The 9590-nt window shown below is 69.0% G+C and carries 6 protein-coding genes and 1 pseudogene; 2 read left to right on the forward strand and 5 right to left on the reverse strand.

Features of this window, described 5'->3' with window-relative positions; translation table 11 throughout:
- From GA0115259_RS18780 to GA0115259_RS18800, 5 genes and pseudogenes are all read right to left on the reverse strand, one after another.
- Positions 1-544: pseudogene (locus tag GA0115259_RS18780) on the reverse strand (hypothetical protein); the annotation flags it as partial.
- A gap of 74 nt (positions 545-618) precedes the next feature.
- Entirely contained in the window at positions 619-1476 is an 858-nt protein-coding gene (locus GA0115259_RS18785; RefSeq protein WP_256098043.1) for a carbohydrate ABC transporter permease, read from the reverse strand.
- A complete protein-coding gene (locus GA0115259_RS18790) occupies positions 1473-2498 on the reverse strand; it encodes a carbohydrate ABC transporter permease (protein ID WP_256098044.1) in 1026 nt (341 codons plus the stop codon). Before GA0115259_RS18790 ends, GA0115259_RS18785 begins: the two co-directional genes overlap by 4 nt.
- A complete protein-coding gene (locus GA0115259_RS18795; protein WP_093598307.1) occupies positions 2495-3775 on the reverse strand; it encodes an extracellular solute-binding protein in 1281 nt (426 codons plus the stop codon). Before GA0115259_RS18795 ends, GA0115259_RS18790 begins: the two co-directional genes overlap by 4 nt.
- A 44-nt stretch (positions 3776-3819) precedes the next feature.
- Positions 3820-6801, reverse strand: coding sequence for an alpha-L-rhamnosidase (locus tag GA0115259_RS18800; RefSeq protein WP_093598310.1), 2982 nt, complete (start codon positions 6799-6801; stop codon positions 3820-3822).
- Positions 6802-7196: 395 nt separating this feature from the next.
- Between GA0115259_RS18800 and GA0115259_RS18805 the strand changes: the two genes are divergently transcribed.
- Positions 7197-8798 carry an alkaline phosphatase D family protein gene (locus GA0115259_RS18805; RefSeq protein WP_093598313.1) on the forward strand — a complete coding sequence of 534 codons (1602 nt, stop codon included), beginning with the start codon at positions 7197-7199 and terminating at the stop codon, positions 8796-8798.
- A 299-nt stretch (positions 8799-9097) separates the two neighbouring features.
- A partial coding sequence (locus GA0115259_RS18810) for a helix-turn-helix domain-containing protein (RefSeq protein WP_141716617.1) occupies positions 9098-9590 on the forward strand: 493 nt, incomplete at its 3' end.

A 9590-nucleotide genomic window follows, 5' to 3' on the forward strand; every position in this document is an offset into this window, starting at 1 on the left:
CGGCCCGCCCGTCCACGGCGAGCGGGACCGTGGGTCCCGTACACCGGCCGTCGCCGTCGAGCCGTACGGCGCCGGCCGCGAGAGGCTGTCCGTGCGCCGGGCAGTGCAGCTCTCCGGCGCCGTCCCTCTCGGTCCCGACCTCGACATCCGTACGGACGCGTTCGAGCCGGCGGCCCGCGCAGACCGGTTCCTCGTCGACGAGCCGCGCCTGGAGATCGGCGCCGGAGAAGCCGAGTTGGTCGTAGAACCAGAGGCGTACACCGAGCGTGTGCGCGTCGTCGCAGACGCCTTCGAGCAGGCTCCACCACTCCTCGGACATGAACGGCGGATCGTCGGCGTCGGCGCCGAACAGCGGCCCGGACGGCGCGAGATTGAGGAGCACGAGGTTGAACACGCCGCCCTCCGCGAAGCGTTCGAGCTGGGCGCGGAGCCGCGCCCGGTCGAGCCGTTCACCGCTCCACCACCAGATGGCGGTGGGCGAGAAGGCGCGAGGCGGTCCGGCCAGGACCGCCTCGATGTCCGCGGGAAGCTTTCCGTACACCATGAACCTGTCCTCGATCTCGATCCCTTGAAAGCCCCCGTCCCCTGGAACTCCGGGCACTCGACCCCCGTGCGCGCTCAGCCCTTGAGTCCGCCCGCGAAACCCTTGATCACATAACGCTGGAGCAGCAGGAAGACCACCAGAATGGGCAGCGCAGCCAGGACCAGACCCGCGAAGACGAGACCGTAGTCCGAGACGTACTGGCCGACGAACGAGAACACGCCCACAGGGACGGTCTCCTTGCCCGAACCGCCCAGGTAGAGCAGCGGAGTGAAGAAGTCGTTCCAGATGAAGACGGCGTTCAGGATGATCACGGTGCCGGTGATCGGCCGCAGCAGCGGGAAGACGATCCTGGTGAACGCCTGGCGGTGGTCGCAGCCGTCGATGAGCGCGGCCTGCGCGTAGTCCGGCGGCAGGGCGCGGATGAAACCGGTGTAGAGGAAGACGGTGAACGGCAGCTGGATGCCCGTGTAGAAGAGCACCATGCCCTGGTACGTGCCGAGCCAGCCGAGGCTGTCGACCAGTTTGTACAGCGGGATCATCCCGAGCTGGAAGGGCAGCACGATGCCCAGCAGGAAGAGGATGTAGAGCCCGTAGCCGAGTCCTCGGGCGCGGCGCGCGAGATAGTACGCGCCCGTGGAGCCGAGGGCGATGAGCAGCAGCAGGCCGGCGACGGTGATGACCGTGCTGCTGACCAGGGCCGGGCCGAGGGACGCGGAGGACCATGCGTTGCCGAAGTTGGCGAAGGTCGGCGGGAGCGGCGGCGAGAGCGGCGACTCGGCGATCTGGCGCGGGTCCTTCATCGCCAGGCCGACCAGGGCGTACACAGGGAAGAGGAAGACAACGGCGGCGGCGGCCATGACCAGTTCGAGGCCGTAGCGCCCATAGCCGCGGCGCCGGGACGCGGTGGTGCTCACGGACGCGGTGGTGCTCACGCGGTGACCTCCCGGGCGCGCAGATAGCGGAGCTGGACCAGGGAGACGGCGGCGACGAAGAGCGCGAGGACAAGGGCGACGGCGGTGCTGTAGCCGAACTTGCCGAAGACGAAGGCCTCTTTGTACAGCACGGTCGACAGCGTCTCGCTCGCTGTGCCGGGACCGCCGTTGGTGGCGGCGTAGACCTGGTCGAAGAGCTTGAGTCCGCCGATGGTGGACAGCATGAGATTGATGGTCAGCGCCGGGGCCAGCAGCGGCCAGGTGACATAGCGGAAGCGCTGCCAGGTGCCCGCGCCGTCGATTCTGGCGGCCTCGTGGAGTTCGGCGGGCACGCCCTGGAGCCCGGCGAGGAAGACCACCATCGAGTAGCCCGCGTACTGCCATACGACCATCGCGGCCACGGACCAGAGCGCGAGCGAGGGATCGCCCAGCCAGTCCTGGCGCAGAGCGTCGAGGCCGACGGCGCCGAGGATGGCGTTGAGACCGGCGCCGTTGTCCGGGTTGTAGACGTACTTCCACAGGAACGCGACCATGACCGGGCTGACGACGGCCGGAGCGAAGAAGATGACACGCAGCAGCGACCGGGATCTGATCTCGGCGTTGACTCCGAGCGCGAGCAGCAGACCGATGCCGTTCTGGACGACGACCACGGCGAGGGTCAGCAGCAGCGTGTTTCCGACCGACTCCAGGGCCCGGTCGTCGTCCAGCAGCGTACGGAAGTTGTCCAGGCCGACGAAGGAGAAGGCACCGACGCCCGACCAGTCGGTGAACGCGTAGAGCACACCGGCGAGGCTCGGGTAGAGCACGACGACCGCGTACACGGCGAGCGCCGGGACGACGAAGATCCACGGCGGGACGGTGGGATCGCGACGGGCCCGGCGCGGGAGCGGAGGCCGCGGCGGACGGGCCCGGCCCGGGCGCCCTGCCTTGGCGACCGTGCCCGTGCCCGTGCTCACGCCCGTGACCGTGTCCGAGCTGGTGGTGCCGGGGCCCGAAGTGGTGCCCTCGGGAAGGGAGTTCACGACTTCTTCCCGTAGGCCTTGTCCATCTGTCCCAGCGCGCCCTTGACGTCCTTCTTGCCCGCGAGCATGTCCTGTACGGCCGCGAAGTGGGCGGGCTGCACCTCGGCGTTGGGCCAGCTCTGGTCCATGAACGGCACGGCGCGGTTGGCGTCGATGATGGGCAGGAACTCGTCCAGTACGGGATCGATCTTCGTGGCCGGACCGCGTTTGAACGGGATGGCCGAGACCGCCGTGGCCCAGCGGTCGATGTTCTCCTGCTGTCCGAGGAAGGCGATGAACTCCTTGGCCCTGGCGGTGTTCTTGGCGTGCGCGGCGACACCGAGACCGACGACGATGCCCGCGGGAATCCACAGCCGGTCGGGATCGTCGCCGCCGGGGAAGGGAAACATGCCCAGGTCGTCGGGCGACGCGGCGGCGGCGCGGAAGTTGGCGAGGACGGCGGACACCTGGACGGCCATGGCCGCCTTGCCGCTCGCGACCAGCGCGGTCTGCTGTTCATAGGTGGTGCCGTTGGGATTGTCGTTGAAGAAGCCCCGGCGCTGGAGCTCCTGGTACTTGCCCATCGCGTCGGCCCAGCCCGAGTCGGCGAAGGTGGCGCGCCCGGCCGCCATCTCGCGGTCGAAACCGGCGTTCTTGGCGTAGACGGCGTTGGGGACCAGCGCGTAGGTGATGAGCTGGGTGACCCAGGCCGTCTGGGTGCCGAGTGCGATCGGCACCACACCCCGGGCCTTGAGCCTGGCGCAGACATCGAGCAGTCCGGCCCATGTTCCGGGCGGCCGTACGCCGGCCTCCGCGAAGACCTTCTTGTTGTAGATGGCCCCTATGACGCTGCTGCCCGCCGAATACAGATACGTCTTGCCCTCGTACCGGTAGGCGGCGTCGAAATTCTTGGGGATGCCCTCGGTCCACTTCTGGTCGCCGAGGTCGGTGAGGAGCCCGGCCTTGGCCAGCTCGACCATGGACATCGCGCTGCCGCTGCCCGGGAACAGCACATGGACATCGGGCGCGTTGCCGCCGGCGAGCTGGGTGCGTACGACGGTCTGCACCTGGTCGGTGGGCGCGAAGGAGGTGCTGAAGCGGTCGTCCGGACGGCTCTTGCGGTACTCGGCGAGCAGTTCGGCTATCGGCTTCTGCTGGTCGGCGACGCCGACGATACGGATCTGTCCCGAGCCGCCGCTGCCTGAACCGGAGCAGGCGGTGAGGACCGGAGGAAGCGCGGCGAGGGCGGCGGCGCCACTGCCGATACGAAGGAAGCCCCGGCGGCTGATCGTACCCATCCCTGTGCTTGTATCCGTGCCGCCGGCCGTATGAGAACCCATGGTCATGGTGCGTCCTCCTCGTGGGAGCCGGCGAACGACGGCGCCGCCGGGCTTGGTGGGCGTCGGCTCGTGGTGCGCACGCGTGCGGTGACCGAGGGCCGGTTCGCCGGAGCCGCAGCCGCAGCCGGAACCTGGACCGGTGGAAGGACTGCGGTGAAGCGGTAGCGGCCGGAAGCGACGCGGTAGACGGCATGGTCGGACCCGGTCGCCACCAGCGAGATGTGGTCGTACCCAGGGCCTCGGTCACTGCCGTCGCCGCCGTCCGCCGACTCCGCGCCCGACGCCCGGACCGAGCCCGGCTCGCTGGTGGGCACACGGACCTCGGCGGTTGCTCCGGGCGGCACCTGCACACCGAGATCGAGCCGGTCGCCGTCGCGCCGCCAGTCCACCGCGACCGTGCCGCGTACGGATTCGTAGCGGGCGCTCGCGTGCGTGAGATCGCCGGGACGAGGGCGGATGCTCAGCTTCCGGTATCCGGTGGAGTCCGCGCTCTGGTCGAGGCCCGCGACACCGCGGTAGAGCCACTCGCCGATCGAGCCGAGCGCGTAGTGGTTGAACGAGTTCATGGACGGCGCACGGAATCCCGTCTCCGGAGTCCAGCCGTCCCAGCGTTCCCAGATGGTGGTGGCGCCATGGCGCAGCGGAAACAGCCAGGAGGGCACCTCCGTACGGCGCAGCAGCGCATGGGCGAGATCGTCCCGTCCGTACGCGTCCAGCACGGGCGCGGCGAGCGCGACACCGAGAAAGCCGGTCTGGAGTGCGGGCCCTGCGGTCCCGATCAGTTCCGCCAGCCGGTGCGCGGCGGCGGCTACGCCGTCCTCGGGCAGCAGGCCGAAGGCGAGCGCGATGAGATAGCCGGTCTGGGTGTCGCCCGCGAGGCGTACGGTGGCGCCGTCGTCCGCGGTGGTGACGAACCGTTCGACGAAGACTTCGCGGATGTCGGCGGCCAGCCGGTGGTAGTGGCGCGCGACATCCCGCTGTCCCAGGGCGTCGGCGGCCCGCGCGGTGAGACGGGCGCTGTGCGCGAAGTAGGCGGTGGCGATGACATCGCGCGGAGTGGGAGTGCCGGGCGCGAGCCAGTCGGAGAAGTGCGGGCCCACACGCCGGCGCCAGATCAGATCCGGGTTGTGGCGGTGGATCAGATCGACCCAGGCGCGCATACCGGGCAGCGCACGGGAGAGGAAACGCGGATCGTCATACGTACGGTAGAGATGCCAAGGGATGATCACACCGCCATCGCCCCAGCCCGGAGCGCCTTCGTCGGCGACTCCGACGAGGCGCGGCGCGACATTGGTGAAGCCGCCGTCCGGCGTGCGGGCATCGTCCACATCGCGCAGCCACTTGGTGAAGAACGCGGCGACATCGGCGTTGAGCGCGGCGGTGGGAAGGAAGACCTGTGCGTCGGCGAGCCAGCCGAGCCGCTCGTCGCGCTGCGGACAGTCGGTCGGCACACTGACGAAGTTGGAACGCTGTCCCCAGCCCACACAGTCGTACAGCCGCCGGATCCCGGGATCCGAGCAGTCGAACTCACCGGTCCACGGCGTGTCGGAGTGCAGTGCGACGGCGACCACATCGTCGGCGCCGAGCCGGGCGACTCCGCTGATCTCCGCGTACCGGAAGCCGTGGTAGGTGAAGCGCGGCTCGAAGACGACGGGTGTACGGCCGTCGCCGATCAGGACGTCCGTGGCGGCGGCGGTGCGCAGATTCGCCGTATAGAGCCCGCCCGTCTCGTCCAGCGCCTCGGCATGGCGTACGACCACACGAGCGCCGGAGGCCAGTCCGTCGACGCGGAGCCGTAACCGGCCTGCCAGGTTCTGACCGAAGTCGACCACATGGACACCGTCGCGGAGGCGGGTGATGGAACGCGGGCGCAGTTCGGCCGTCACCCGTACGGGTTCGTCCACGGAGGCCACGAGCAGCTGGTGGCCGGTGTCCGCGATCAGCGCCGGTGACCAGTCGGAGGAGTCGAAGCCGGGCAGCCCCCAGCCGTCGGCCGCGTACCGCAGATCGTGGCACTCGCCCATGAGCAGATCGGCATGGCGGATCGCCCCTGTGTGGGTGCGCCAGATGTCATCGGTGACGATCGTCGTGGTTCGGCCGTCCGTGTCGGTGAGATGCAGCTCGGCGAGAAACTGAGGATGTGAGCCGTAGTGGGCTCCGGCCCTGCGTGGTTCGAAGCCGACGAATCCGCTCCACCAGCCGTCGGCGACGGTCGCCGCGAGGACGTTCTCGCCGGACCGGATCAGCTCCGTCACGTCGTACGTCTGGTACTGGATCCGGCGGCTGTAGTCGGTCCAGCCGGGCGCGAGTTCCGCGTCGCCGACACGGGTCCCGTTGAGCCGGACCTCGTAGAGCCCGCGTGCGCTGACATAGAGACGGGCGTGCGTTGCGGCGGCGGAGGCGAAGGTACGGCGGAAGAGCGGGCAGGGCGCGAGACCGTGGTCGTCCAGGGCGCGCTCGCCCTCGGTGGGCGCGTCCATGACGTCGATGGGATCGGGATCGTGGGCGATCCAGGAGGCCCGCCAGGGGCCGGTGCCTGACGGTACATCCGGTAACGGCACATCGGACAACGGCGCGTCGGACGACGGAACGCCCAGCGACGTGACCGGCGGCGCCGACCGTACTCCTGACGCCGTGACGGACATTCCCGTCTCGAACCAGGAGGTGGCCTCCGCCGGTTCCGCCGTACCGCCCGGCCATACGGCGACCCGCCAGTGGTAGCGCGTACGGGCCCGGAGCGCGGGTCCCTCGTACAGCGCGCCGATCGCGTCCGGATCGTCGACCCGGCCCGAGTCCCAGCGGGCCCGGCCGCCGTCGTCCAGATCCTCCGGCCGTTCCGCGACCCGGATCCGATAGGCGGTCGGATCATCACCCTGGTGATCGGACATCAGACGCCAGGAGAGCAGCGGCGCGGGCTCGTCGATTCCCAGCGGAGTGGTGCGGTGGTCACATCGCAGGGCATAGGGCCGCAGGGACACGAGCATGTCCTTCCTGCGCGCCGGGAGCGGCGCGGCGCCGTCGGCTGTTCGTCCGTTCGTCCGCTCGTCGTCACCTGTCTGCCGTGAAGACGACCATCTTTGAATGTGAAATCTAACGTGAATTCTGTGGCGTGGAGACTATGAGCCCCCCGCGAGAGGTGTCAAGAGTGTTACCGACGCGCTCGACCACCCATCTCATAGCGTGACCGAACTCCTCATACAGGGCGCCCGGGACAAGCGTCGCGCCGGGCATTGCACCCCCACGGCGGGTGCCCTTGTGGCCCACGATCCCCGTGTGATAGTCACCGTGTGATTACCACATGAACGGACGTTAAATCACGCGGGATTCCGCCCTCGGGCGGGCGGGATCGCGCACGACGAACGGACCAGCCTTCATGAGAATGAACAGTGGAACCGGCGGCATCAGAGGCCTGGAGAGACGGGCGGTGCTCGGCGCCGGCACCGCCGCGCTGGCACTCGCCGCGAGCGGACTGTCGGCCACCGACGCCAAGGCCGCGGAGCGGTTCCGCGAGGACCCATTCACCCTGGGCGTCGCGTCCGGCGATCCCTGGCCGGACGGTTTCGTACTGTGGACCCGGCTCGCACCGCATCCGCTCGCTCCCGACGGCACCGGCGGGATGGCGCCGTATCCCGTGGACGTCCACTGGGAGGTGGCCCTCGACGAACGCTTCCGCCATGTCGTCCGCCGAGGGCGGACCCGCGCGGTGGCCGAACTCGCCCACTCCGTCCATGTCGAGGTCTCGGGCCTGCTGGCGGGGCGTCAGTACTACTACCGTTTCCGGGCCGGCGGAGTCGTCAGCCCGGTGGGCCGTACCCGTACCGCGCCTCCCCCGTTCAGCCGTCCCAAGGTCCTGAACTTCGCCTTCGCGTCCTGCCAGGCGTGGTTCGAGGGCTTCTACACCGCGTACCGGCATCTCGCCGAGGAGGACGTCGACCTCGTCCTCCATCTCGGGGACTACATCTACGAGAACCCGATCGACGCGATGGGCGGAGTACGGAAGGTCCCGGTGGCCGCCGAACTGCGGCCCGAGCCGATGGATCTCACCCAGTACCGCAACCGGCACGCGCTGCACCGCTTCGATCCCGATCTCATCGCCGCCCATCAGGCCCATCCGTGGGCCGTCGTCTGGGACGACCACGAGGTGGAGGACAACTGGGCGCGCGACATCTCCAAGCTGGACAACGAGGCCGACCAGGATCCGGCGGTCTTCCGCGCACGGGCCGCGGCGGGCTTCCAGGCGTACTACGAGCACCTTCCGCTGCGGCTGCCGAACAAGCCGCGAGGCTTCGACGCCCGTATGTACCGGAGTCTGCGGTACGGCCGGATGGCCACGTTCCATATCCTCGACACCCGGCTCTTCCGTGACGACCAGCCGTGCGGCGACGGCACCAGGAGCGGCTGCGCCGAACGGCTGCTGCCCGAGCGCAGCATTCTCGGCGCGGAGCAGGAGCGATGGCTCTACCGCGGCCTCGGGCGCTCCGACGCGACCTGGAATCTCATCCCTCAGCAGATTCCCGTCGGCCAGGTGGACACCGATCCGGGTCCCGGCCAGTCGTTCGTCATGGACTTCTGGGACGGTTACGCGGCCTCGCGCCAACGGCTCTTCCAGCAGTTCACGGACCGCGACGTGAACAATCCCGTCGTACTGACCGGCGATATGCACCGCCATCTCGCCGCCGATCTCAAGCGGAACTACGACGATCCGGACTCACCGACGGTCGGTGTCGAATTCGTCGGCAGTTCGATCGCGACCGGCAAGGACGGTATGGATCTGGATCCCTCGGGAGCGAATCTGCTCGCGGCCAACTCCCATATCAAGTTCACCAACTTCCAGCGCGGATACGTCCGTTGCTCACTGACTCCGAAGACCTGCCGCGCCGACTTCCGGGTGCTTCCGTATGTGACCACTCCCGGCGCTCCCGTCTCGACCCGTGTCTCCTATGTGACCGAGGCGGGCCGGCCCGGAGTGAAGCTCGTCTGACCACCCGTACGGCTCGTCCGTACAGCTCGCCCGTACGGCTCACCCGTACAGCGGCGCAGCGGTTGCCGGGACGGCCCCCAGGTGCACAGGATCGGACATGGGTGGCCGGCCCGGACATAGGTCCGGGCTGTCCGCCAGGCCTGCCCTGAGGTCCGTCCTCTGGGCTGTCCGGGTCGTCCTCAGGAGGAATCCGAGGGATTTCCCGGCTCTATGGCCAGTCCGGATACACCCGGGTGGCCGTCACTCCAACGGCACGCCCCAGTATCACTCTTATCTCACAACTGAGATAACCTGCCCCTATGGCAGACGACTACCTCGTACGCATCGGCAAGCTCATCCGAGACGCGCGCCAGCACCGGGGCTGGACACAGACCCAGCTCGCCGACGCCCTGGCCACCAGCCAGAGCGCGGTGAACCGCATCGAGCGCGGTAACCAGAACATCAGCCTTGAGATGATCGCGCGCATCGGTGAGGCGCTCGACAGTGAAATCGTGTCGCTCGGCTATGCCGGGCCCATGCATCTGCGGGTGGTCGGCGGGCGCCGGCTCTCCGGGGCCATCGATGTCAAGACGAGCAAGAACGCGTGTGTGGCACTGCTCTGCGGCTCGCTGCTGAACAAGGGTCGTACGGTACTGCGCCGGGTGGCGCGCATCGAGGAGGTGTTCCGGCTCCTGGAGGTGCTCAACTCCATCGGGGTGCGGACCCGCTGGATCAACGACGGTGTCGACCTGGAGATCGTGCCGCCCGCCGAGCTGGACATGGAGGCGATCGACGCGGAGGCGGCCCGCCGTA

Source organism: Streptomyces sp. MnatMP-M17 (genome assembly GCF_900091995.1).
Lineage (GTDB): Bacteria > Actinomycetota > Actinomycetes > Streptomycetales > Streptomycetaceae > Streptomyces.

What these genes read in the sequence shown, in the direction of transcription:
- GA0115259_RS18795 (WP_093598307.1), bottom strand. Translation starts at nt 3,775, where the DNA reads ATGGGTACGATCAGCCGCCGGGGCTTCCTTCGTATCGGCAGTGGCGCC.
- GA0115259_RS18800 (WP_093598310.1), bottom strand. Translation starts at nt 6,801, where the DNA reads ATGCTCGTGTCCCTGCGGCCCTATGCCCTGCGATGTGACCACCGCACC.
- GA0115259_RS18805 (WP_093598313.1), top strand. Translation starts at nt 7,197, where the DNA reads ATGAACAGTGGAACCGGCGGCATCAGAGGCCTGGAGAGACGGGCGGTG.